22 protein-coding genes are annotated in these 25,325 nt (G+C 51.0%); 11 read left to right on the top strand and 11 right to left on the bottom strand.

The window, feature by feature from the left end:
- Positions 1-49 precede the first annotated feature (49 nt).
- Both ACFQ2T_RS12685 and ACFQ2T_RS12680 read left to right on the top strand, forming a co-directional pair.
- Positions 50-445, top strand: a complete 396-nt coding sequence (locus ACFQ2T_RS12685) for a YccF domain-containing protein (protein WP_379034974.1) — start codon at positions 50-52, stop codon at positions 443-445.
- A 27-nt stretch (positions 446-472) separates the two neighbouring features.
- A complete protein-coding gene (locus tag ACFQ2T_RS12680; RefSeq protein ID WP_379034972.1) occupies positions 473-1,039 on the top strand; it encodes an MOSC domain-containing protein in 567 nt (188 codons plus the stop codon).
- Positions 1,040-1,159: 120 nt separating this feature from the next.
- Here ACFQ2T_RS12680 and ACFQ2T_RS12675 read toward each other — a convergent pair whose 3' ends face one another.
- Positions 1,160-2,056 (bottom strand): LysR family transcriptional regulator, encoded by an 897-nt coding sequence (locus ACFQ2T_RS12675; protein ID WP_379034970.1) that lies wholly within the window; start codon positions 2,054-2,056, stop codon positions 1,160-1,162.
- 99 nt (positions 2,057-2,155) lie between these two features.
- On the opposite strand from ACFQ2T_RS12675, the gene ACFQ2T_RS12670 reads away from it, so the two are divergent.
- From ACFQ2T_RS12670 to ACFQ2T_RS12660, 3 genes are read left to right on the top strand one after another with little or no spacing between them, the layout of a single operon-like run.
- Positions 2,156-2,959 carry an oxidoreductase gene (locus ACFQ2T_RS12670; protein ID WP_379034968.1) on the top strand — a complete coding sequence of 268 codons (804 nt, stop codon included), beginning with the start codon at positions 2,156-2,158 and terminating at the stop codon, positions 2,957-2,959.
- 57 nt (positions 2,960-3,016) lie between these two features.
- Complete coding sequence (locus ACFQ2T_RS12665) at positions 3,017-3,655, top strand: NAD(P)H-dependent oxidoreductase (protein WP_379034966.1); 639 nt, start codon at positions 3,017-3,019, stop codon at positions 3,653-3,655.
- Entirely contained in the window at positions 3,655-4,803 is a 1,149-nt protein-coding gene (locus ACFQ2T_RS12660) for an aldo/keto reductase (protein ID WP_379034964.1), read from the top strand. Before ACFQ2T_RS12665 ends, ACFQ2T_RS12660 begins: the two co-directional genes overlap by 1 nt.
- A gap of 189 nt (positions 4,804-4,992) precedes the next feature.
- Here the strand turns inward: ACFQ2T_RS12660 and ACFQ2T_RS12655 are convergent, their stop codons facing one another.
- Genes ACFQ2T_RS12655 through ACFQ2T_RS12640 form a run of 4 tightly spaced genes read right to left on the bottom strand, consistent with a single transcriptional unit; the run spans position 4,993 to position 10,011 of the window.
- The gene (locus tag ACFQ2T_RS12655) at positions 4,993-7,365 is read right to left on the bottom strand and encodes a hypothetical protein (protein ID WP_379034962.1); all 2,373 of its coding nucleotides are present in this window, start codon (positions 7,363-7,365) and stop codon (positions 4,993-4,995) included.
- Between the two features lie 12 nt (positions 7,366-7,377).
- Complete coding sequence (locus tag ACFQ2T_RS12650; protein ID WP_379034960.1) at positions 7,378-8,130, bottom strand: ABC transporter permease; 753 nt, start codon at positions 8,128-8,130, stop codon at positions 7,378-7,380.
- Positions 8,131-8,132: 2 nt separating this feature from the next.
- Positions 8,133-9,146 (bottom strand): ABC transporter substrate-binding protein, encoded by a 1,014-nt coding sequence (locus ACFQ2T_RS12645; RefSeq protein ID WP_379034958.1) that lies wholly within the window; start codon positions 9,144-9,146, stop codon positions 8,133-8,135.
- A complete protein-coding gene (locus ACFQ2T_RS12640; protein WP_379034956.1) occupies positions 9,139-10,011 on the bottom strand; it encodes an ABC transporter ATP-binding protein in 873 nt (290 codons plus the stop codon). The genes ACFQ2T_RS12645 and ACFQ2T_RS12640 overlap by 8 nt, the downstream gene beginning before the upstream one ends.
- A 134-nt stretch (positions 10,012-10,145) precedes the next feature.
- Here ACFQ2T_RS12640 and ACFQ2T_RS12635 point away from each other — a divergent pair, with 134 nt between their 5' ends.
- Positions 10,146-10,892 carry a GntR family transcriptional regulator gene (locus ACFQ2T_RS12635; RefSeq protein ID WP_379034954.1) on the top strand — a complete coding sequence of 249 codons (747 nt, stop codon included), beginning with the start codon at positions 10,146-10,148 and terminating at the stop codon, positions 10,890-10,892.
- A 40-nt stretch (positions 10,893-10,932) separates the two neighbouring features.
- Positions 10,933-11,682 (top strand): AAA family ATPase, encoded by a 750-nt coding sequence (locus ACFQ2T_RS12630; RefSeq protein WP_379034952.1) that lies wholly within the window; start codon positions 10,933-10,935, stop codon positions 11,680-11,682.
- A gap of 60 nt (positions 11,683-11,742) precedes the next feature.
- Here the strand turns inward: ACFQ2T_RS12630 and ACFQ2T_RS12625 are convergent, their stop codons facing one another.
- The 6 genes from ACFQ2T_RS12625 to ACFQ2T_RS12600 all read right to left on the bottom strand — a co-directional run bounded on the left by ACFQ2T_RS12625 (position 11,743) and on the right by ACFQ2T_RS12600 (position 18,619).
- Positions 11,743-12,363 (bottom strand): alternative oxidase, encoded by a 621-nt coding sequence (locus ACFQ2T_RS12625; protein ID WP_379034950.1) that lies wholly within the window; start codon positions 12,361-12,363, stop codon positions 11,743-11,745.
- Between the two features lie 27 nt (positions 12,364-12,390).
- Positions 12,391-14,679 carry an FdhF/YdeP family oxidoreductase gene (locus ACFQ2T_RS12620; protein ID WP_379034948.1) on the bottom strand — a complete coding sequence of 763 codons (2,289 nt, stop codon included), beginning with the start codon at positions 14,677-14,679 and terminating at the stop codon, positions 12,391-12,393.
- On the bottom strand, positions 14,676-15,773 hold the full coding sequence (locus ACFQ2T_RS12615; protein WP_379034946.1) for a catalase family protein: 1,098 nt from the start codon (positions 15,771-15,773) through the stop codon (positions 14,676-14,678). Before ACFQ2T_RS12615 ends, ACFQ2T_RS12620 begins: the two co-directional genes overlap by 4 nt.
- Positions 15,774-16,034: 261 nt before the next feature.
- The gene (locus tag ACFQ2T_RS12610; RefSeq protein WP_379034944.1) at positions 16,035-16,691 is read right to left on the bottom strand and encodes a phosphatase PAP2 family protein; all 657 of its coding nucleotides are present in this window, start codon (positions 16,689-16,691) and stop codon (positions 16,035-16,037) included.
- Between the two features lie 114 nt (positions 16,692-16,805).
- The gene (locus ACFQ2T_RS12605) at positions 16,806-17,603 is read right to left on the bottom strand and encodes a metallophosphoesterase family protein (RefSeq protein WP_379035181.1); all 798 of its coding nucleotides are present in this window, start codon (positions 17,601-17,603) and stop codon (positions 16,806-16,808) included.
- 2 nt (positions 17,604-17,605) lie between these two features.
- Positions 17,606-18,619 (bottom strand): diacylglycerol/lipid kinase family protein, encoded by a 1,014-nt coding sequence (locus tag ACFQ2T_RS12600; RefSeq protein WP_379034943.1) that lies wholly within the window; start codon positions 18,617-18,619, stop codon positions 17,606-17,608.
- Positions 18,620-18,807: 188 nt separating this feature from the next.
- Between ACFQ2T_RS12600 and ACFQ2T_RS12595 the strand changes: the two genes are divergently transcribed.
- The 4 genes from ACFQ2T_RS12595 to ACFQ2T_RS12580 all read left to right on the top strand — a co-directional run bounded on the left by ACFQ2T_RS12595 (position 18,808) and on the right by ACFQ2T_RS12580 (position 25,103).
- The gene (locus ACFQ2T_RS12595) at positions 18,808-19,242 is read left to right on the top strand and encodes a GlcG/HbpS family heme-binding protein (RefSeq protein ID WP_379034941.1); all 435 of its coding nucleotides are present in this window, start codon (positions 18,808-18,810) and stop codon (positions 19,240-19,242) included.
- A gap of 238 nt (positions 19,243-19,480) precedes the next feature.
- Positions 19,481-20,587: a ligase-associated DNA damage response exonuclease gene (locus tag ACFQ2T_RS12590; protein WP_379034939.1), complete on the top strand. Its 1,107-nt coding sequence runs from the start codon at positions 19,481-19,483 to the stop codon at positions 20,585-20,587.
- The gene (locus ACFQ2T_RS12585; RefSeq protein WP_379034938.1) at positions 20,584-22,347 is read left to right on the top strand and encodes an ATP-dependent DNA ligase; all 1,764 of its coding nucleotides are present in this window, start codon (positions 20,584-20,586) and stop codon (positions 22,345-22,347) included. The genes ACFQ2T_RS12590 and ACFQ2T_RS12585 overlap by 4 nt, the downstream gene beginning before the upstream one ends.
- On the top strand, positions 22,344-25,103 hold the full coding sequence (locus ACFQ2T_RS12580) for a ligase-associated DNA damage response DEXH box helicase (protein WP_379034936.1): 2,760 nt from the start codon (positions 22,344-22,346) through the stop codon (positions 25,101-25,103). The genes ACFQ2T_RS12585 and ACFQ2T_RS12580 overlap by 4 nt, the downstream gene beginning before the upstream one ends.
- Positions 25,104-25,325: the final 222 nt, after the last annotated feature.

The raw sequence follows: 25,325 nt of genomic DNA, 5'->3' as shown, positions 1-25,325 counted from the left end.
TTTACGTTATGTTGGTCAATGATCTTGTCTGAATACAAAAGGAGTAAAGATGCGCAGTATCGGTAATTTTCTTTGGTTCATCTTTGGCGGCTTTTTTATGGGCCTGGCCTGGTGGTTTTTCGGTATTCTGGCCTTCATAACCATCATCGGCATCCCTTGGGGTAAGGCCTGTTTTGTCATTGGCCAATTCACCTTTTTACCATTCGGTCGGGAAGCAGTGAGTCGCAATGTGTTAACCCAGAAGGATGACATTGGCACCGGCACACTCGGCTTCATTGGAAACGTCATCTGGTTTATCTTTGCCGGCGTATGGCTGGCAGTCGGTCATATTGGCTCTGCACTGGCATGTTTTATCACCATTATCGGCATTCCTTTTGGCATTCAGCATCTGAAACTTGCTGTAATTTCACTCGCCCCAATTGGTAAAACAATCGTAACTAAATAGCTTTACCGGCAACCCACACCAGCATTCATGCAATCCGTCACCCTGCGTCAATTGACCCAGCATTTTAGCCATCCCGGACGGCTGGATGCCATTTACCTGCGTCCTGGTCGTGGTCAGCCCTGTTTGCAACAAGATCAGGCACAAGCCATTGCCAACCTTGGCTTACAGGGAGATCGCACAAGCTTACGCCAGTCATCGGCTCCGGATGGAAGTAAACGGCAAGTGACATTGCTGCAAGCGGAGCATTTACCAGTGATCGCAGCGCTCACGGGTCATTCACAGCTTGATCCGGCTTTGCTCAGGCGTAATCTGGTTGTGTCTGGCATCAATCTGCTTGCGGCAAAATCGTTATTTAAAGATCAGCCGTTACATCTATTGATAGGTGATGTGCTGCTGGAGGTCACTGGCCCTTGTGAGCCCTGCTCAAAAATGGAACAGGTGCTAGGGAAAGGTGGCTACAACGCCATGCGCGGCCATGGCGGTATAACGGCGCGTATTCTGCGCGGTGGTCTGTTAAGTATTGGCGATAATGTACAGGTCGTTGCAGGGACTGACACTCAGCAATCTTCCCTGCCCCTTTTCGGCAACGACTAGCAACTAGTTTCAACTGTCATTCAAGCGAACGCACTTTTAATAGACCAGTGCCTACTTTTAACTTTTCGGGCGCACAGTCTCAAGAGCAATTAAATCAATTGGCGAAAGTTATTTTGAGGTTCACTCTTGCCTTTTTCTTAATGCTTTTACAAATAGCTTAAATGCCGGTGATAATTGTCTGCGGCTCGGATAGTAGAGATGGTATCCAGGCAACTTAGGAATCCAATCCTCTAATATGGATATTAGCTGACCATTATCCAGATACGTTTGCACTTGGTCTTTTGGAAGAAACGCAAGTCCAAACCCGTCAAGTGCAGCCTCTAAAATCATCGTCAGCGTATTAAAAGATACTGTACCGTCTCCTCTAACTCTAATCTGGTTGTTTCCTTTTTTGAATGTCCAGATGTAGTTACCGCGTGAAGTGGATAATTTCAAATTGATGCATTGATGATTTGTAAGTTCCTGCGGGACTTTTGGCTTTTTATAATTTGAAAAATAAGCCGGCGAACCTACGATGACGATATCTATATCAGGTGAAATGCGAGTTGCTATCATATCCTTGTCAACATCTTCACCAAGACGAACGCCCGCATCATATCGTTCCGCAACAATGTCGGTTAGCCCATAGTCACATGTAATATCCACTTTGATCTCCGGGTATAGGGGTAGAAGCTCACGAAGCACTGGCCAAAGTATTGTTTGTGCGGCATGTTCTACCGAGGTGATACGGATGAGTCCTGCAGGTTTGTTACTAAGCTCGCTTAGCGCAGCTATGTTCGCATCTAATTCTTCAAGTGCTGGAGATAATGTTTGAAGTAAAAGCTCGCCTGCATCAGTTGGGGCAACGCTACGTGTAGTTCTCGTCAACAGACGCATGCCCAATCGCTCTTCGAGTCGCCTTATTATCTGGCTTAAAGCGGATTGGGATATACCCAGCTTAGCAGCCGCTTTCGTAAAACTACGCTCTTCCGCTACCGCCAAAAAAGCAGTCAAATCAGCCATCTCTTCACGCTTCATTCATTAGCCTTCCTAATAAGCTCATACACATTATGAGGGCTAATTTAATCAGTTGCAAAGTGCTATATTTCTGCAGGTTAAATTAACTAAGGAAGTGATATGAGTGAAAAAGTCGTGATTATCACCGGAGCTTCTTCGGGTATCGGACTTGCGACAGCTAAGTTATTTACTGAAAAAGGCTATAAGGTATATGGATTCTCAAGGACCAAAGTAGCGGATGTGCCATTTACCCAAATTATTACCGATGTAAATGACCAAAGTTCTGTTGATTCAGCAATTGAGGTTGTAGTTGAAGTCTCAGGACGCATTGATATCTTATTCAATAATGCAGGCATCTCGCTTTTAGGGGCCGCGGAAGAAAGCTCAATGGAGCAGATCAAGTCGGTCTTTGAAACAAATTTTTTTGGCGCAGTGCGTTTAACCAATGCCGTATTGCCCATCATGAGAAGCCAAGGTGCTGGCCGTATCATCCATACAAGCTCGGTGGCGGGTGTAGTGACCGGTCCATTCATGGCCTACTACGCAGCGTCTAAGTATGCTTTGGAAGCATATTCTGAATCTCTGGATCACGAAGTGCGCAAATTAGGCATCAGAAGTGTATTGATTGAGCCGGGGTTTATGAAAACCTCTTTAGGAAAACATAGTACGAAAGCCGACCGCCTACAGCCTGTATACACTCCAGCAAGAAAGCGTGTGGAACGCATTGTAGAAACAAGTCTATCAAGGGCACCAGAACCAGTTGTCGTCGCTAATCGGGTATTTAGTGTTTCTAATACGCGCTGCCCCAAGGTCAGGTATACGGTCGGCGCAGACGCAAAAATATTGACCAATTTAAAGAGATTATTGCCTGACACCTTTTTCGATTCGTTTCTGCGTTCAGCCTATCAAATGAACAGCAAATGATTCGAATCAAAAGTCGATGATTATGCAAACCATCTTAAATCAATCTACGAGAAACCTATGAAAAAAGTGCTTTTGATCAATGCGCACCAACCTTACGAGGGAATTTCCCCTGGCAATTTAAATGCGGCATTAGCCAAAGTCATCCAGGCAGAATTCGAGTCACAAGGTCATGAAGTAAAGCTTACGGAGATTGCCAAAGGTTATGACATCAATGAAGAGGTAAGTAAACATCTATGGGCGGACATCATCATTCTCCAGTCCCCTGTGTTTTGGTTCGGGAATCCGTGGATATATAAAAAATATGCTGACGAAGTCTTTATGGCGGGTCTGGTACAGCAGTCTTTACTTGAGGGTGATGGTCGTAGCCGTGACGACTCAAGCAAGCAATATGGCACTGGCGGCAAGCTGCAAGGGAAAAAATACATGCTTTCCCTGACGTGGAACGCACCCAAAGAATCTTTTGGTGATGAAAATCAATTCTTGTTTGCTGGAAAAACCGTCGACGATGTATTTGTGGCTAACACAGCCAACTACAAGTTTTGCGGTGTCGATATCGTGCCTTCATTTTCTTGCCATGATGTTGTCAAGCAACCGGATGTTGAAAATGATATCAAGCGATTAAAAAAGCATCTCAGAGATTTTTTTCTAGCTCCTGAACCGAGCTATAAAAATGGCCAGACACGTTTGGAGGCCTAATGGGTAATAAAAGTAATCCCGCTGAACCAGGTTCAGATTTAAGCCGCAGAGAGTTTGTGATCAGCGCAGTTGGTATAACGGCTGGGATCATGATGGCGCCCTCTATATTGGTCGCCACTCCTGGAACGAAAGAGATACATAAATTTGGAGAAAAGATGTCGATGAAAACACGCAAGCTAGGCAATATGGAAGTGTCTGAGCTTGGGGCTGGATGCATGAATTTGAGTGCCAATTACAATGTGGCGGTTCCTAAAGAGCAAGGCATCAATACCATCCGCAAAGCCTTTGAGAATGGTGTGACTTTCTTCGACACTGCTGAGGTTTATGGGCCCTACATTAATGAGGAGCTCGTCGGCGAAGCGTTACAACCATTCCGCGACAAAGTTAAAATCGCCACAAAATTTGGGTTTGCTATCGACGGGACCATTGCATTGAATAGCCGACCTGAGCATATTCGTAAAGTGGTAGAAGAGTCCCTCAAACGACTGCGTACCGACCGTATTGATCTATATTACCAACATCGCATCGACCCGAATGTGCCTATTGAAGAAGTTGCCGGAGCGATTAAAGATTTAATTGAACAAGGCAAGATCCTGCACCTTGGTCTTTCGGAGGCCAGTGCAACCTCGATTCGCCGTGCGCACGTCGTGCAGCCAGTAACGGCCGTCCAGTCCGAATACTCGCTATGGACAAGGAATGTTGAGCTAAATGGCGTACTTGCTACTTGCAAAGAGCTGGGCATCGGGTTCGTGCCTTGGTCCCCAGTCGGCCAAGGCTTCCTCACCGGCAAAATAGACACGAACACTCAGTTCGATGCGAAGGCAGACTTCCGTTCAGGATTCCCACGCTTTTCAAAAGAATATCTGCCTCTCAATATGCCTATCATCGAATGGATCAAAGGCTTTGCTGCAAAGAAAGGTGCGACGCCATCGCAAATTTCCTTGGCATGGTTATTGGCAAAGGGACCTAATATCGTTCCGATTCCAGGAACACGCAGTGAGCAACATTTACTCGAAAACCTGGGTGCACACCGTCTTGAATTAACAGCTGCCGACGTTCAAGAGATAGAAACTACAATCACCAAATTCCCGATCTTCGGTGACCGCATGGGTAAGGAGTTTATGAGCCAGATTGATTACACCATTTGATTCACACATTTGCCAGTCGGTTTGACGAAGCAGCGACTCACATCATGATGCGTTACCTCGTCTCCCTGACTCCCGCGTGCGCATCAGTTATAAGTGATAACAAAACCACCTCGGACATACTCGTCTGCCATCCAACCCGCTCGCGCGTCAATTGACCCAACGTTTTAGCCAGCACGGGCCGCTGTAAATTTAGCAGGTGATAAATAGAGCCGATGTCCAGACTCTTGATTGGTCACGTTGCCTTGCAGTAATAAACAGAGGGTGCTCACGATTTGGTTCAAGCTTCAGGGAATCTAAATCTATGAGCCCGGAGATATCACGAGGCAATTCTTTGTCAGTAATCCGCTCGATTGACACTTTTAATTCAGCACCAGGCAACTCTTTGGATACGAACTGCTGCCTGATCAAATCATCCCCTTTCAATTCCAGTTCAACTTCCGGGGCATGCACATAGGGCTGGGGCTCCAGGGGATCGCCTACTTTGATATAGCTATCGATACGAGAATACAATTTAATAGTGCAGCCAGCTAATTGCGAGACTTGCAACTCTATACTATCACTGTCTCCATTGGTGTCTGTACGGAACCCGAGCGTGGCAGCATCTTCACGACAGCAAAGCTGCTCCGGATGATCTAGTCCAAATACATTCAAATCGGTGATAGTAGCGCCTGTGATTCGAATTTCCCCAGTCCAGTAAGCGCCGCGATAGCGGTCTTTGATTCTGGCTCCCCCAATCCGGATACGGATGCGATCAGTAGACAAACCCAGCTCTTCATGTACATTGCGCGTCCAGATAAGTTGATCGCCATCATATAAACTGACTTCTTCCCAACCTTGGTCGCCCAATAGTTGATATTGCAATGGTCCACTATCATCTAACGAATACACATCACCCATCAGGTGTTTGCCATGACGTAAACTGGCGAAGCTTCTCTCGCCCGTCGTCGCAAATGTGTGGCGGGCACGCAGTGCTTTAGCTACGCCTTCTCTATCAAACTTTTCAGCCAATACCCCGGTCAAGCCGCCTTTAGAACCAAATACCGCTGTTGCCGGAACACCGCCGCCACAACGTCCCTGATGTTCATCGCTATTTGCTGCAGCCCCTACCCGGTAGCCGCGTTGTAGCGCTTCAGCATATACCCAGTGAAACTGACCCCAGGCAGAGCTCACTTCAATGAGTCTCTCCAGCTCCGGGTGATGCCAGTCCAGGTTGCAGCGACGGCCACCCACATGCGGCATCATCAGGTGACCCTCAGGATCATGTGCATAGGCTGCATACAGGTCATCCACCGGCCAGGCGCCAGGTTTCAGGGTGCCGTGCGTAAACTCGTTCCACTCAAATGAACGTACCAGACGACCATGCGCATCAAAGGGGAACAGGGGCTTGGTATCGCGTAAAAAGACGATATTGCGGTCACCACCGGCGCAGGAGTTTCCGCACCACTCTGTACCCGGGTAGCAGACGAAATGACCGGGTTCATTCAGGGCATGAATCAGCTCGACTGCTTTATCCCAGCGTGTTTCGGTGATATTGAAATCATTGGCGGTGTAGCCCAACACATCCAGGCCAGCGACATCACGACCATAACTCAGGTTATACAAGGTGTCATTCGTGCCCACCGTATCATCCGAATGCACATGCAAGTCTGCATAGAGCGGACGCAACGCCCCGACCTCTGCAGAAACGTTTACAAATGCCGTGGCTGGCGTCACAGCCGCCCCTTCCACCACGGCTAGTATCTTCCACTCCCCCTGGTGCGCGAGCCTGATATTCTCCAGACGTACGATAGCCCAGCCTTCTTCAGCCAATCTGAATGGAATCGTTTGCCCACTGCCGGTAGATGGAGAAATAAGATTTAACTCACCGGTTAACGGTAAGTTGCGGCAGGTATTGCCCCAGCTATCGTCTGCGCGAACGATAATATTAAATGGCTCTTCGCGATTGACCAGACGGGGAGTGATGACTTGCAAGCCAGAGGGGACGCCGGGAATGATATTGAGCAGGACGTCACCAGGGACTTCGGCAAATTTGGAACTGCCTAGCGGATCAATAAACAAGCGGAACTGAAAGTCTTTTTCGACGAAACTCTGCACCCTTGTGCCCGGGCCACCGTGGCGACGATCGCCTAACCGGATCACGATGCGATCTCCGGGGTTTAAATAGCCATCGACAACATCGACGATCACCGTTTTCTGGAAAGGCCTCTCGTGCCCTTTCTGATCAAACCTGACCTTGAGGCTTTGCACAGTCGCCGGGCTTTGGCCTGGCACCAGCTCACCGGCCAGATATTCAGCGGAGATGTAATTTGCTCCTGACGGCTGACTGGTTTGAAACAGTGCCCAGTCAGAATAAAATTTGAACGCCAGTTTAAGCCAGGCGCCATCGGCCAACCCAGATCCGCCCACTTCATAGGTCAGTACTAACTCGGCCCACTCGCCGGCGATGACTTCACGTCGATTGGCAGTCAGGCTACCCAGGAATGGTTTGCGCTTGTTGAGTTCGTATAAACCCTGAGGCGCGATGTAATGACCAGCTTCGGTTTTGGGATCAAATGTCTTCATACCATATCTCTATTAATTAACCCGCCAGGTTTGGTAGTGCTTCTCTATGCGCCTGAACACCAGCCTTTCCATCAGCCATGCAATGAGCCCGATGATGACAATGCCTAGCAGCACCTGACTGCTGTTACCGATCTGCCCACCCATTGAAACCATCCAGCCTATGCCTTTGGAGGCCCCTATCATTTCAGCAGCCACCAGCGCCCGCCACGCCTGACTAAAACCGATACGCAGCGCTGCGGTGACGAAAGGCAAAGAAGCAGGGATATAGACATGCCTGATGATTTGCACGGGGCTTGCGCCCAAGGTGCGTGCAGCACGCACCTCTCCGCCGCGTATGCTTTGTATGCCTTCTTGAATGGTGATCGCCATGGGGAAAACAGCTGCAATAAAGATCACCATGACGATAGACCAGTACCCCAGCCCGAAAATAATCATGGTCAGTGGCGCCCAGGCTACCGGCGGAATCGCCATAAACAGGCTGTTCAACGGCGAGATGAAATCACGGAACCTGTTTGATAACCCTGCCGCAGCGCCCAGCAGTATTGAAACAATGATGGCCAGAGAAAACCCGCCCAGCTCTTCATAAAGGCTGGCTTTCAGGTGCCCCCACAGACTGCCGTCATTGATCCAGCGCAGGGCTTCTCTGGCGACGTCCCATGGCTGCGGCAATATGTATGCAGGATAAAAACTGGCGACTATGCTCCAGCATAGGATCAGGAATGGCAGTGATAGCCAGCCCCAATTGAAATTCGAATGTCGTGCCATCGTCATTTATTCAAAGACTGCTCAGCTTTTTGCAGGAATGTGGTGTCGACAACTTGCTCGACTTTAAGCGGTTTATTAATGAAACCCAGGGAGAGTGAGTAATCCATCAGTCGTTGAATAAACTGCAAATCTTTTGTATCCAGGCGTGCTGACCAGCCCATACGCTTCCTGGCCTCTTGCAAGATATCCTCAGGTTTCACTGTCTTTCCGTTTACACCCTGAGTAGTCTCAAGCTTGAATTCCTGGGCAATGATCTGATTGGCTTCTTCCGGGTGGGACTGCAAAAATGCAATCGCTTTCAGATGCGCCTTAAGCAGTTTAGTCACGTCATCAGGCCGATTCTTCAGGGTGCTAGGCAAAGAGATAATCACGTACCATGGATACTGTGGCAGCTCTTTATTCACATCCAGTACCAGTTTGCTTGAGCCTCGCAACAGTGACTGGCTCACAAAGGGCTCCCATGAGAATGCAGCATCCACTTCATTATGCTCAAGCGCGGCATTCATATTGGCGGCAGGCATGTTGATGATAGACACATCCTGATCCGGTTCCAGTTTGGCTTTTTCTTTTAAGACATATCCGCGCAGCAAGACGTCCATGCCACTGCCTTTAGCCACACCAGCCAGTTTCTTGCCACGCAGGTCGCTCACCACATTAATCGGGCTTTTTGCATTTGCAATCACTGCCGCCTGCCCATAATTCACCTGAGCCAGGATTTTGCTTTCCAGGCCACGCGAGAACCAGTGGTAAACAGGTGGCGACCCTACATAAGCGATATCCAGATCCCCTGCTGCGACTGCCTGTTGCAACAGTGGACCATCATTGAAGGATTTGATATCCACATTCAGGCCTTCCGCGGCATAGAATCCTTTTTTATCCGCAATCACTGCCGGTGCGTTAGCCATCGCATACACCCAACCGATGCGCAACGGCTTTTCATCAGCCGCCATGGCAAATGCCGAAAAACTTAACAAAGCCACAGAAAAAACATAGGTGCTAATCGATTTTTTAAACATGTTGAATATTCCCTGAGTAAGTGTTTTCAGCACCTGCATCTACGTTTCCATCTGCGTGGATAACTTCAGATATAGTGCCCATTAAAGTGGTGCGGTGATCCAGAAATGCCGGAAGTTTGCGGGTTTCGATATTGGCGCGCGGACGCGGAATATCGATCGCCAGTTCGCTATGGATGCCCTGGGGTGCAATGCCCAGTACCACCACGCGATCCGACATAAAAATGGCCTCATCAATATCGTGGGTGATGAACAGCACGGTTTGCCCCAGCGCAGACCATAGCCGCAGGGTTTCTTCATTGAGATTATTGCGGGTGATTGCGTCCAGCGCGGCGAATGGTTCATCCATCAGCAGCAAGGCAGGCTCCAGTGCCAGGGCACGTGCCAGCGAAACCCGCTGCTGCATGCCACCAGATAACTGGTAAGGCAGTTTATCTGCCGCTTTATCCAGGCCGACCAGTGCCAGGTAATGCCTGGCTTTTTCTATTTGTTGCCTGGCATCCAGCTGCTTCTGCATCCTGAGGCCGAAGCGCACATTTTCCAGCGCACTCAGCCAGGGAAATAGCTGCGGGGACTGGAACACATAACCTAACTCCGGCATCTCCGGCCGTACCGCCTCGTCATTGATGCTGATCACGCCGGATGTGGGTTGCTGGAAACCTGACAGCAGGTTCAACAGCGTGGTCTTGCCGCAACCGGAAGGGCCTAGCAGCGAAACAAACTCGCCGGGTTTCACCTGTAGTGAAAATGCCTTGAATACCTCATGCCCATTCGCGTAGGAAAAACTGATATGATCGATTGACAAGGCAGCCGCGCGCCTGTGCCGGGCACCAGGAGAAGGGCTTGCTGAAGAATGATGAGTTGCCATATGCGATCAACAGTGTAAAATTTGTGCAAATAATACAAGTTAATACAAGTTGGCACAAAGAATAAAAAAATATATTCTTATAACTGATTTATCTATCGCTTTAACTATTCAACCCTGACAAAGATAGCGCTACGTTGAAACACATATTGCCAACCCTGATCCGGGATAATCCGACTTCTTTATATCTGCAGATCGCATCGCTTTTGCGTGAAGAAATCAGCAGCGGCCTGTATGAGCCTTCAGGAAAACTGCCTTCGGAATCTGAATTGCGTACCCGCTTTGGTGTCAGCCGCATTACCGTCAGGCTGGCGCTGGATCAGCTGGTGGAAGAAAAAATCGTAGAACGCAAGCAGGGCAAGGGCACTTATGTGTTCAACAAGCAGTTAAGCCATGGGCTGGATACCTTGCGCAGCTTTCATGAGTCATTGCTTATCCAGGGCCTGCAACCAGAGATGCGTCTGATTGGCCACCAGCTTGTGGATATCCCGGAAGCGTTAAAAGCCGTGTTCACTAACGATAGCAAACAAACCCTGCTGGTCGAGCGTTTGCACCTGGTAGATGGCCAACCGATTGCTGTGGGTAAAAGCTACCTGCTGGCAGAGGTGGCGTCTGTCAGCCGGGACAAGATAGAACACCAGCCCAGCTACCTGGCCATAGAATCGGTGACAGGGCAAAAGGTAGTCAGAGCCGATCTGTCAATTACTGCACAATTGGCGGATGAAAAATATGCCAGTCTTTTACAAATCAAGCCTGGCATGCCGTTATTGATCATGAAAAGATCGTCCTATCTGGCAGACAATATTTGCTGTGACCATTCACTGTTCCATATCCGTCCGGAACATTATGAGTTTGTGGTGAGCAGTTATTTCAAGCTGAATTAGCCACTTTATATACAGTCGCCACTAAAGATTTATTCAGACCATGATCTCATCTCAATATGTCAGAAGCGTCAGCCTGAAACGCGAGGAGATTGCGTCTTTTGAGCATTACCCGTTCTGCTTATCTGCCGTCAGCGCGCTTCACACGCTGGAGCTGCATCCCAAAATCACCTTCCTGGTAGGTGAAAATGGCTCCGGAAAATCAACATTGCTGGAAGCCATGGCGGTTTCGTTAGGGTTTAATCCTGAAGGCGGCACCAAAAATTTCCGCTTTGGTACCAGAGCGTCGCATTCCAAACTGAATGAATATATCCGCGTTGCCAAAGGCATCCGCCAGGCTAAGGATGGATTTTTCCTGCGCGCCGAAAGCTTTTTCAATGTAGCCACCGAAATTGAAAACCTTGATGCAGCGCCTTCTTTCGGCCCACCTGTCATTAATTCTTACGGTGGCCACTCCTTACATGAACAGTCACACGGCGAATCTTTTCTGGCGTTGATGATGCACCGTTTTGGCGGCAAAGGGCTGTATATCCTGGACGAACCGGAGGCAGCACTTTCCCCGCAGCAGCAACTGGCAGTGCTCTCCCGCATCCATGACCTGGTCAATGACGACTCGCAATTTATCATCGCTACCCATTCGCCCATCCTGATGGCTTACCCGGATGCCTGGATATATTCCTGCTCTTCAGCCGGGCTGGTACGCACGGAATATAAAGACACCGAGCATTACCAGATTACACATGATTTCATCAATCACCCGGAACGGATGCTAAAGGTACTTCTGGATATTTAAATACCGAACACTGGCAGCGATTGCTGCGGGGATGTGGTTAGCTATCCAAGTCAAACCTGATCAGGTATTTTCCAGCCGGTTGGCGAAACCGTGATTCACATCACGATGTTTGGCTTCATCCGCCCTGACCACCATCACCACATCGCGCAATCGTGCTTCTTTAGGCAGATTCCAGTATTCAATCGCAATCTGGGGCGCAGGGACGTTTTCGTATTTTCCGGCATCTATATCTGCTAGGTACTCGCCATAACTGTAAATCGCTTCTTCTTCAAGATAACCTACAATCCGGTGCGCCACTTTTGAAGAAAATATGTAGAGCACAAAAAATAAATTATAGAAAATGCCTTGCGCAATGATAACCAGCACCCGTTCCAGCAAACTGGGTTTGGCGATCTGCACAAAGGTGAGCAGATGCATGCGCTCGTTTTCAGCTTCATCCAGCAAGGTATTGATCCAGCCATCATCGTTTTCCATCCGCCGCAGGGAGCGTAGATGTTGTAAAGCACCACCGACCATCCCAGGCACAGCAGCCACCGTTTCAAGTACTACCGCCCTATGCCCGTACCGGCCTGAAAAGAAGGCGTCGGCAAAAAACCGCATGAACTTTACCACCGCCAGGGCAATGTGGTCAGCAGCAGTTTGTGGGTCATGATGTGGCAAGGCAGTTTCGTTATCATTCATGATGGATGGCCATTCTATTAGGTCGATTTATGCCTGCAAACTAAGTGTGACAGGGATGGATTTTGCGGCAGGGACCATGCTTTTTTTGGCATGATGCCATAGAGGCATCAGAGGATTGCACTCAGGAAAATATCCGGCAACACTGCCTATCGGCAAGTCGTAAGTGGTCAATCGCAGGTTCTCGACTTTACGCACCACCCCATCGTTGCAGGCAGTAGTCACGGTGACCAGGTCACCGTCTTTAAAGCCATGTCCGCTGATATCTTCCTCGCTGATGAACAACACCTTGCGGGTGCCATAAACGCCCCTGAATCTATCGTCAAGGTGATAAACAGTGGTGTTGAACTGACCGTCACTACGGATAGTGAATAACCTCAACGGACCTTCAGTTTCAAAAATCCTGGTATCGGGATCCGCAGTTAAATCATCCGGGCAGATAAAATTCGCTTTTTTATTGCTGGTGTTCCACTCCCGGTTTACCACAGGCATAGGTCGTCGGAAACCGCCCGGCTGCCATTGCCGGGATTCAAAGTCCGGGAAGATGCTCGGATAGGTCTTTTCAATCGCTTGCCGGATCAGGGAATAATCAGCCGCCCAGGCATGCCAATCCACATTTTTCTGGTCCGGGAATATGGCAGCTGCCAGCCTGGCGACGATCTGGGTTTCAGATAACAGAGCTTCACTGGCGGGTTCGGCCTGGCCACGCGAACCATGCATGCAACCGGTACTGTCTTCCACTGAAACGGTTTGTTCTCCGGTTGCCTGCCTGTCAACTTCAATGCGCCCTAAACAGGGCAACAGATAGGCCACTTCGCCGTGGATGACATGACTTCTGTTGAGTTTGGTCGCAATATTGACTGTCAGCCGCAGATTGCGCCATCCGGCTTCCATTTGATTTGTTTCAGGCACCGCCCTGAGGAAGTTTCCGCCTAGACTGATAAATGCCTTTACAGACCCGTCAATAATGCCTGCACAGCTTTCAACAGTGTTGAGGCCTTTTTCACGCGGCGGCTCAAAATGGTAAAGCTCAGCCAGTTTATCCAGTGGCGCCAGTTCGGGTTTTTCAGTTATGCCTACGGTGCGTTGCCCCTGCACATTCGAATGCCCCCTCACCGGACATATGCCTGCACCCGGCCTGCCCAGATTGCCGCGCAACATTAATAAATTCACCAGCATTTGTACGTTGTGCACACCGTTGCGGTGCTGGGTCAGCCCCATGCCAAATATGCCGATCACGGCTTTGGCCTGACTATATATCCGGGCAGATTCCTCAAGCTCAGACCTGGTTAACCCTGACTCTTGTTCGATATTCTGCCAGTCAGTCTGGCGTACATATGCTGCAAACGCTTCGATTTCTGACGTGTGGGTCTGGATAAAATCGATATCGAGGATCCTGTCTGAATTTGAGGCTATCGCTAGATCATCCAGTTCAAACAGCGCTTTGCAAAGCCCGGTAATCGCGGCAATGTCGCCGCCTGGTTTCACTTGATGATAGTGGGTGCTGATCACCGTTTCCTGCCCGGTAAGCATTTGCACAGGCGATTGCGGATTAGTGAAACTGACCAGGCCGCGTTCGCGCAAAGGATTGAAGGTGATAATCGGTATGCCGCGTTTGCGGGCATCCTGCAGGTCATGCAGCATGCGTGGGCTGTTGGTGCCCACATTCTGCCCGAAAAAAAGAATACAGTCTGTCTGCTCAAAATCCTTTAGCACCACGGTGCCAACACCGACACCAATACTTTCCTGCAAGCCGACCGAGGTGCTTTCATGGCACATATTGGAGCTATCCGGCAAATTGTTAGAGCCGTACATGCGCACCATCAATGCATACAAATAAGAGGTCTCAAGAGAGGCTCTTCCGGAGGTATACCAGACGGCAGATTTAGGATCCAGCGGTTGCAGTTCCTGGGCAATCTCTTTTAACGCTTGCTCCCAGCTGACTTCGAGATAGCGATCCGTGGCAGCATCCCAACGCATGGGCACGGTCAGCCTGCCGCGCGCTTCCAGTTCGTGGTCACTCCAGGATTCCAGCTCTGACAAGGTATGCTGCTTGAAAAAATCGGCATCCGCCCGTTTGGCAGTGATCTCCCAGGCGGTCGCCATGGCGCCGTTCTCACAAAATTCAAATGGATGCGGCTTTGCCGACTTTGCCCATGCGCAACTGACACAGGCAAAACCATTCACCTTGTTTTGTGCTGCCAGCGCCTTCGCGCCTTTGAACGGAATATGTTCTTTTAATAATACGGTTGAGACCGCTTTGACCGAACCCCAGCCTCCTGCCGGGCCACCGGGTTCTACAAAATGCGGTTTGCTCATACCTCTTCCAGCGAATTGATCTCCCCCATCGGGCAGCCATTGAACTGCTTGCGGAAAGTGCTGGAGCCTTCATAAGCATGGCGGCGTGCACGCATCACTGAGCCCAGGGGCCGATGGTCCTGAATCCCGTTCCACGGGCTGAATGACAACCTGTCTTCAATCTGCGGAAAGGTAGCGTCATCCCAGGAAACTTGTGGCGCAGCTTCTAGAGTGGCTACTGTAATGTACGGACTTTGTTCCTCAGGCCACACTACGGATGCGTCTTCAATCGGCATTGCTTCGATATCAGTACATAGTTGTACACGCAGTTCCCATCTGGCGGTATTCGTTTTGAAAAATGCGGAAACAGCTTCCCTGATGCCATTTTCCTTACCATCCTCCAGCGGTGCATCTTTCAGTGCGGTCAATTCAGGAGCAACAGGTACCAACGATAATTTCGCCATATATTTCCCATACAGCACTGGCACTTGCGTGAAGAAAGTTTCACCCAGGATATTGGTTTCCGGATGGCCGCCCATGCTTTTAATGGTTGGACTTTCACCGCCCACACTTTCAATGATCTTCTCGGTACCGCGCAAGGCTGCAGACAATACTTTCTTTAGGCCTTCAGCCTTATCCGTGGTTTTCGCCAGCAACTTCAGGCTAGTCAAAAAACTTTTGGCATCCGGTTTCAGAAAGGCCGGACCGTTCACCATCAGGAAATCCTGTGTCCTGCTGGTAAGCTCACCCGTCAAACGCTCGCCTTCAACCCCCATCACCTTGATGGCAATGCCTCTGGGCGTAGAAACGCTATCGTCCAGAATATCGCCTGGGCTGGTAGAGAATCGCAAGACGGCCGCATAAGTACCCGCTGCAGCAAAAATACCCTGTTTCAAATAGTCCGGAAGGTCATCCTTGATCACTAATTTACCGCGAATCAAACCATGTGGTTTTGCATGCACACTGCGCACTGCCCTGCCATAATCTTTTGAAGTGATATCTGAAATTTCCTGCAGGGTTTCGACCAGTTCTGTGATCGTTTGCCCTTCATCTTCCTGGAGCTTTTCATAATCAGGTTGATAAACGAGTGGGTTTAAGCTGGTAGGGGTATTCATAGGATCCTTGAGTTTGCTATTTTATGTTTTAGAAGTAATCAATGAAGCGCTGGTAACCTATGCATTAGAATTTTTATCCATGCGCACGACTATCCGTCACACTCTCATTTGAATGTAGGACGTGGCTGACGAGAAATGACTATGCGGATAAACAATACCGCTAATTGAGATATGAGGCTCTAGGACGATATGGCCTTCGCAAGGCCGAGGATTTCAAGAAAGACAGGCTCTTCAAAGCCGGGAGGAAATATTAACCAGAAGTTAACGTAAAAGACGGTAGTTTTGAATAACAGTGAAACACAGGGCGAGCCAGGCTATCCCTTCCAGAAATGCTGCCAGCACATCACTCAGATAATGCGCGCCCAGATACATCCTGCTAAACGCCACCAGCACAACCAGACAGAAAGCAATCAAGAGTATGCAGAAAGTCCGGCGCCATGAATGCGCTTGTGAAATCAACAGTGCTGCCAATACACCATAGAAAACGGTACTGGCAACCACATGGCCGCTGGGAAAACTGTATGTCGTGAGAGTGACGAGCGGGTGATCGAAAGATGGGCGCGCCCGGTGAAATACTTGTTTTGCCAGCAGATTCAGTAACATGCCGCCTTCTACACCGAGCACGACCGCCCACATGGCATACCAGCGTTGTTTCCACATGAAATAAATCGCTATCAACGCGGCAAAAGAGCTGAGCACCAAAGGATCATGCAGGTGAGTCACAACCAGCAAGAAATGTGTGAGAAGTGGCGTGCTACGTTCGTGCAGCCATTGAGCAAGATTCACATCGGTGATTGTCAGCGCGCCAGCACTGACGACATTTTCCGCAATAAGCGCAAACAGCGTTCCCGCGCTGAGCAGCACTATGATGCTGATTATTAAATACAGGCGTAGTGATTGCTGATGCGGTTGCAGCATGGCAAGGCTCCACTATTCTGCATGACGGGCTGATGGTGAGCGAGGACTCGACATAACCTGGCAAATCCTACAACTTGCCTGGACAGTTGGGTCAAGGGCCATGCCGGACATGAACTACGACAGCTCAAGTAACTTGGTTTCTGCAACCATGAATCGCGACGATGTTACATCAAAATCCCAGCGTTCGACCTGGCAGCGACGTGGCTGTGTTGCGTCATAACGGATCAGATTCACCGAGTTCGGCTTGCCTTCACGTACGCGTTTGGATACGGCAGTCCCTGCAGAGAGTGTCCACAGCGAACGCGTCACATCCGGCAATGCTAAGCCCAGATTACGCACGTAGGCCAGATGGATATGCCCGCTTAAAATCAGGTCTGCGCCTGCTGCTGCCCAGGCTTTGATGGCTTGCTGGTGGCCATGTAGCAAATTCTCTTTATCACTTTCCCGTTCGACGAATACCGGCTGGTGCACTGCCACGATACGCAATTGATCCGGAGAGGCGCGCTGTAATTGTTGGGAAACATGTTCTATCTGTTTAGCAGAGACTTCGCCATCGGCGTGACGCCACGGCCGGGTGGCATTAACGCCTATCACCAGTACATCGTGATTCGAAAATTGCGGCTCAAGCGTATGCCCGAACACGCGGCGGTAATTACCATACGGCTTAAACACTCGCGCAAAAATATTGAACAGGGGAATATCATGATTGCCGGGGATCACCAGCTTTACAGGCGCAGCCAGTGCGTCGATAAAACGACGGGCGGCGGCAAACTGGTCGCGCCGTGCGCGCTGGGTGACATCGCCGGACAGGATGGCGATATCAGGGCGCACTTCCTGCGCAAGCTGCAATAGCGCACTCGTTACCTCTGGTTTCTCGGTCCCGAAATGCGTGTCGGAAAGATGGAGGACCACACTCAAGCTTCAACTCCTGCCGAAACAGGCACGACGAGCCGCAAACACTTTGGCCCGACGCGGAATGTCAACGGCGGCTGCATTTGAGAGATTTCTCCATCCATAGCCACTTTCACTGAACGTTTTTTGTGGCGCGACAGCGGTTCAACGACCAGCTCGCGGCAGGCAAAGTGGGTGACTTCCGGCGCTTTGCTCAGTATGCCCAGCATGCCATGGAATGCCACGCCTATGCGTTCGCCGGCGTTCATTGGTGGCAGTGCAATGATGGCAAGCTGTCCATTTTTAACGCTTTCAGCTTCTTCGGCCAACCCGATATCAGCCAGTTGCAGCGAATTGTTACCCACTAATATGGTGGAGGCAGGAATCACATTCTCGCCACTCTGCTCTTCCCCGCCGCGATACTCAATGCGTAGCAGCATCTTGATATCGCGTTTTAGCAAAGTAAGAAATGCCGCGAACTTGGCAACGATACGGCTACGGCCATGCTGCTGTTTCAGTTTTTCACGGTCGGCGAGCAATTGTGGATACAGGCCCAGGCTGGCATTCACCAGGAACACCTGGTCATTCAGTTGCCCTACCTGTACCTGCCGTTGATTCCCCTCGCGTATTCCGGTGATCAATGCCTGGGCGGCCAGATCCACTTCTTGAGGCACCTCATTGTCACGCGCAAAATAATTGAATGTGCCTAGTGGCACAATGCCAAACGGCAAATCTGCTGCCAGCACTTCCTGTGCGACAAAACGGATGGTGCCATCTCCACCCGCTGCCGCTACCACACCATGACTTTGGCTGGCCTTCTGGATCGCCTGTTTGGTCATTTCAGACAGGTCGCCCGGGCGGCGGCAAAGAAACAATTCATAGGGTTGGTTGGCTTCTGCGAACAATGTTGCCAGCTTGTTTGAAACTGTCTCTGCATTTTTAGCACCCGAACCTGCGTTGAGGATGACAAATAATGGAGGAAGTGGATAGTCTGGATGCTCTGCAGAATGAGCTTGTGGCGCGAGTGAGTTGGTCATGATATTGAATATACAGAAATTCCTGCATGAAGTTTCATTTCTCCCAAAACTATTCTCACGGTTGTTATTCTCACGGAAAGTTTTTGTAAAAAATGAATTCAGCGCGACTGGCAATTATTGATGCAATCAATGATGAATTTTAATCTGATGCCAATGTCGTATGTGTTCCATTCAATTTAGGAAACGATATGCACGTAAGCTTTGAAGTCGCACAAGAAATCATTGAAAAAGCAGTTGAGAAGTCCAAGCAGATAGGCGTCAAGATGTGTATCGCCGTGCTGGACTCGGGCGGCAATTTAAAAAGCTTCACTAGAATGGATGATGCCTGGGTGGGCAGTATCGATATTGCCATCAAAAAAGCCAAGACCGCCTGTTACTTCGCCATGCCTTCTGGCGAGATCGGTAAGCTTTCTGTGCCCGGCTCCCCTTTATACGGTATTGAGCACTCGAATGACGGATTGATTACTTTCCCCGGTGGCCTGCCTATCGTGGATGAAGAAGGAATCCTGATTGGCGCCATCGGTGTTAGCGGTGATACCGTAGAAAATGATCACTTGGTGGCACAAGCCGGTGTGAATGTCGCTGGCGTCTGTGACGTGCCTAAACACCCTTGGCGTACGTGATTTACACACCATGAACAGCGCCTGGTAAGTGTGGGTTTAGCGTCACTTACCAGGTAGCCCCCTAGCAACGCTTCCTGAAACCTCTCATCAAATCCATACTTTCGTCAGTCATTGTCTTACCTGCCTGTAGGCAGGTATTTACCATTTCATTTTTTATTTAAGTATGCGGAATCGAATTGCAGTTCCGCTGTCACATCTGCATGTTTAAACCTCAAAAATCAGACAGGCATTGAGTCCCATGGAACTAGTGATCGCGCGCCCTGAGGGTTTGTATTGCCCGCCCGGCGATTTTTATATCGACCCCTGGCGCCAGGTGGAGCGTGCAGTGATTACGCACGGTCACGGCGATCATGCGCGCACCGGCCATCAGCATTACCTGGCAGCGGCAGCTGGTGAAGGTATATTGCGCAAGCGCCTGGGTGCAGATATCAATCTGCTGACACTGGAATACGGCGAAAGCGTCAATCATCACGGCGTGAATCTGAGCCTGCATCCCGCCGGACATGTGCTGGGTTCTGCCCAGGTGAGGCTGGAATACAAAGGCGAAGTATGGGTAGCTTCAGGCGATTACAAAGTGGAGCCTGACGGCACCTGTGCGCCGTTTGAAAGTGTGCGCTGCCATACCTTTATCACCGAATCCACCTTTGGCCTGCCGATTTACAAATGGCAGCCGCAGGCCGAGATTTTTGCCGATATCAACCAGTGGTGGCAAAGCAATGCCGATAACAATCGTACCAGCGTGCTGTTTTGCTATTCGTTCGGTAAAGCGCAGCGGCTGCTGTCAGGTCTAAACCCGCATATCGGCCCTATCCTGGTCCATGGCGCGGTCGAGCCGTTAAACAGGGTCTATCGCGAGGCTGGCGTGCACCTGCCTGCCACGCAATACGTGGGCGAGATGCAGGATAAGTCACAGATAGGCAAAAGCATCGTGCTGGCTCCACCCTCGGCACAAGGCACGCCATGGATCAAACGCTTTGGTGATTATTCGGATGCATTCGCAAGCGGCTGGATGCAGTTACGTGGCACACGCCGGCGCCGTGGTGTAGACCGTGGCTTTATCATGTCAGACCATGCCGACTGGCCTGGTTTGCAAACTGCTATCCAAGCCACTGGTGCTGAGCGCGTGTTCGTCACCCATGGGCAGGTGCACCCCATGGTGCGCTGGTTATGCGAGCAAGGCCTGGATGCGCAAGGGTTTGTGACCGAATACGGGGAAGAAGCGGCAGAGGCGGAAACCGATTTATCCCCTGAAACAGGTACATCTTCCGAAACTTCACCTGAAGCCAAGTTGCCGCCCGAGACAGAAGGCAGCGAGCATATGAATATAGCAAAGGCGACTGTTTGAAAGCGTTTGCCGATTTATACAGCAAGCTGGATGCGACCACCAGTAGCAATGCCAAACTGGCTGCGTTGCGCGATTATTTCCTGCTGGCCTCTCCTGCCGACGCTGCCTGGGCCGTCTATTTCCTGTCTGGCGGACGCCCGCGCCAACTGGTTCCCACCAAGCTTTTACGTGAACTGACTCTCACCGTATCCGGCCTGCCGGAATGGCTATTTGAGGAAAGCTACCATGCTGTGGGCGACCTGGCGGAAACCATGGCCTTGCTGTTGCCTGAATCCGTGCACAATTCAGAGGAAGGGCTGGCGACCTGGGTAGAAAGCAAACTATTGCCACTACGCGGCCTGCCACCTGAAACATTGACCACACAGTTATTGCCCCTGTTACAGCAACTGGATAAGCGCAGCCAACTGGTGTGTATCAAGCTCATCACCGGCAGTTTCCGTGTTGGTGTCTCCAAGTTACTGGTCACGCGCGCACTGGCTGCGGTGGCAGATATAGATGCAAAGCGCATTGCGCAACGCCTGGTCGGCTATACAGACCTTTCCGCACGTCCGACTGCCGAGGATTATTTGAGACTGATCGCGCCGCTGAGTGAAGAAGGTGACGAGCGTAGCGAAGGCCAGCCTTACCCTTTTTTCCTCGCGCATCCTTTACAGCTACCGACTGACGAGTTTGAAACTGCTATCGGCAGCCCGCAAGACTGGTTAGTGGAATGGAAATGGGATGGCATCCGTGCGCAGCTGGTCAAACGCGACGGCCAGCTATGGGTATGGTCGCGCGGTGAAGAACTGGTGACTGACCGTTTCCCTGAATTGAATGTACTGGCGGCAGCCCTGCCGGATGGCACGGTGATCGATGGCGAGCTGGTGGTGTGGAAACATGCGCCTGCGCCTGATGTTGAAGTTGACCCGGAGCAGATAAAAGATCAAATCGCCGACCAGCCTACGCCCCAAAGGACCCAAGGACAGGTTCAACCGTTTGCCTTACTACAACAACGCATAGGCCGTAAAACGTTAACCGCTAAAATCCTTGAAAACCTGCCGGTGGTGATCCTGGCTTATGACCTGCTCGAATGGCAGGGTGACGATTGGCGCGAGCAACCGCAGTCCGCCCGCCGTGACCAACTGGAAAAGGTTGTTCTGACCTGCGACCAGCCGCAACTGCAACTATCGCCTTTAGTGAGCGGTGACAGCTGGCAAGACCTTGATCGCCAGCGCGAAGCATCACGCAGCCTGGGTGTGGAAGGCTTTATGCTCAAGCGCAAAGATGCGCAATATGGCATTGGCCGGACCAAGGATGTCGGGGTGTGGTGGAAGTGGAAGATTGAGCCGTATACGGCGGATGCAGTGCTGATCTACGCGCAGACCGGCCATGGCCGCCGCGCCAGCCTGTATACCGATTACACATTCGCGGTGTGGGACAGTGGCCAAGAAAATCCGGAGCGGAAACTGGTGCCATTTGCCAAAGCCTATTCCGGCCTGACCGATGCTGAAATGCGGGAAGTGGATGCGGTTATCCGCAAGACCACGGTTGAAAAATTCGGGCCGGTGCGCAGTGTCAAACCGACCCTGGTATTTGAGTTAGGCTTTGAAGGCATTTCTTTAAGCGGACGTCATAAAAGCGGCATCGCCGTGCGCTTCCCGCGCATGCTGCGCTGGCGGCAGGATAAGCCTGTGGCAGAAGCCGATACCTTACAGACTTTGCAGGCCTTGTTACCGCAGGTTTCACGCCCTGAAACTAAACAAGAAGCGGCTTTGCCATGACCCTGGAAGCCACGACAGAATCGACGCTGCATGATGAGCCCACTGAAAAGCCAAAACGTAGTGCTTTCCAGTTAAGCCGGCAATGGTTTGCCACGCATCAATGGCAGCCATTCCCGTTTCAGAAGGATGTTTGGCAGGCAGTGGCAAATGGTCAATCCGGTATGCTGCACGCAACCACCGGCGCCGGTAAAACCTATGCGGTATGGATGGGAGCGATTGAGCGTTTCGCTCTCACAAAACCGAAGGCACCTGCTAAACATTCAGAGACTGCTGCTGAAAAACCAGCCAAACGAAAAATAGTGATGCAGCCGCTGACTGTATTATGGATCACGCCCATGCGTGCCCTGGCCGCAGATACCGAGCGCGCATTGATTGCCCCGATCAATGAATTAAACCTTGATTGGAGCATCGGTTTACGCACTGGCGACACCAACAGTGCCGAGCGTTCACGGCAATCAAAACGCCTGCCGACCGCGCTGATCACCACACCGGAAAGCCTGACGCTTTTGCTGACGCGGCCAGACGCGGCTGAGACGTTTAACAGCCTGAAAATGGTGGTAGTGGATGAATGGCACGAGCTGATCGGCAACAAGCGCGGCGTGCAGTTACAGCTGGCGCTGGCGCGGCTACGTCGCTGGCAGCCCCAGCTAATCACCTGGGGCTTGTCGGCGACGCTGGGTAATTTGCAGCATGCCATGGAAGTACTGATTCCTAAATCTAGTCCAGAGTCATCCCAACCTGTACTGGTGCAAGGCAAGCTGGCGAAAGATTTATTGATCGATACCTTGCTACCACCCGGCATTGAACGCTTTCCGTGGGCTGGACATTTGGGTTTACGCATGCTGCCGCAAGTAGTGGAGCAGATTGAATCCAGCCCGAATAGCCTGATCTTCACCAACACCCGCTCGCAATGCGAGATCTGGTACCAGGCCTTACTTGAAGCCCGCCCGGACTGGGCGGGTTTGATTGCATTGCACCACGGCTCACTGGACAGGAATGTACGTGAATGGGTGGAAAAAGGACTTAAAGAAGGCACACTCAAGGCCGTGGTCTGCACCTCCAGCCTGGACTTGGGCGTAGACTTTCTACCGGTAGAACGCGTATTGCAGATAGGCTCGCCCAAGGGCGTGGCACGCCTGATGCAGCGTGCCGGACGCTCGGGCCATGCGCCAGGCCGCGCTTCGCGCCTGACTGTTGTGCCTACGCATAGCCTGGAGCTGATCGAATCGGTAGCGGCGCAGGATGCGATTGCCGCACGCAATGTCGAGCCACGCGAATCACCGCAAAAGCCTTTAGATGTACTGGTGCAGCATCTGGTGACGATTGCACTGGGTGGTGGCTTTATCTCAGAAGATTTGCTGGCAGAAGTGCGTAGCTGTTACGCCTACCGGCACTTAACCGATGAAGAATGGCGCTGGGCGCTGGCGTTCGTGCAGCACGGTGGCGAATCACTGACCGCTTACCCGGATTACCGCCGCGCAATACCAGACGAGAACGGTGTCTGGCATGTACCGGATGCGCACCTGGCTCGGCGGCACCGTATGAGCATAGGCACCATCGTCAGTGATTCCAGTATGGTGGTTAAATTCTGGAGCAAAAGTGCCTCCGGTAAGAGCCTTGGTTCGGTAGAAGAAAGTTTTATCGCCCGCCTTAAACCCGGTGACTACTTCCTTTTTGGCGGGCGCCTGCTGGAACTGGTACGTGTGCATGAAATGACCGCTTATGTCAGCAAGGCCACCGGCAAAAAAGCCGCCGTGCCGCGCTGGAATGGCGGGCGTTTGCCGCTGTCTACCGAGCTTGCCAATGCCATGGTCGCGCGTATGGATGCCGCGGCGCACGGCCATTTCGATGGCCCGGAAATGCAGCTGATCAAACCTTTGCTACAAGTGCAGAGCAACTGGTCCGCGTTGCCGACCACCCTGAACTTGCTTGCCGAATCTATGCACTCGCGTGAAGGCTGGCATTTGTTTCTGTATCCTTACGCCGGGCGCAGCGTCCACCTTGGGCTAGCCAGTTTACTGGCCTGGCGCGCAGGCAAGCACCAACCAAATACCTTTTCCATCGCCGTGAATGACTATGGGCTCGAACTGCTTTCCGCGACAGCGGTGGATTGGGACGCGTTATTAACAAAAGACATTTTCACAACCGACCACTTGCTTCAGGATGTCATCGGCAGCCTGAATGCGGGCGAACTGGCACAAAGGCGTTTCCGCGAAATCGCGCGTATTTCCGGACTGGTGTTTGCCGGTTTTCCAGGCGCGCATAAAAGCGCCAGGCAGGTGCAGGCTTCATCCAGCCTGTTCTTTGATGTGTTCCGCAAATACGATCCCAACAATCTATTGCTGACGCAAGCGCAGGAAGAAGTGCTGCAACAGGAGCTGGAAATGGCGCGTTTGTCAGCCACCTTGCAACATCTGCAAAGCAAGCAAATACAATTAATGCATATCAAACGGCCGACGCCGTTTGCGTTTCCTTTGCTGGTCGAACGTTTCCGCGAAAGCAGCAGTTCTGAAAAACTGGCTGACCGGATAGCACGTATGGTGGCCGACCTGGAAAAAGCCGCTGGTGCTGGCGCTTACATCCCGGAAGAAACCGTGAATGCGCAGGCAAAATTCAACGTGCAGGAGAAAGTGTATAAGAAACGCGAACGCGTGCGCAAAACCGGTTTGCCCATGGAACCAGATACTGAAAGTGCAACGAATCCCAAACGACGCCGCAGCAGAATCATTCCGCCAAAGGCACGGCATGGATTTTGAATAACTTTATCCTTTGTTCGTCATACTGGTGAAGACCAGTATCAGGCGAGGTAGCATATAGAGTGTTTACTTATGACCTCAAAACTAACCTGGGGGTTGTCTGAATAAAGCATATTGCACGAAATGCCTGCAACATCCTGCGACGGAATGACGATGTGAGTTTTAAGTTTAGGGAGATGGATTTCGCGATAATTGTGCTATCCCTACGCCAGAATGACCATG

Source organism: Methylophilus flavus (genome assembly GCF_042678905.1).
Taxonomy (GTDB): domain Bacteria; phylum Pseudomonadota; class Gammaproteobacteria; order Burkholderiales; family Methylophilaceae; genus Methylophilus; species Methylophilus flavus.
Note: the sequence above shows the minus strand (reverse complement) of the source record. Positions and strands in the feature narration are given on the sequence as shown.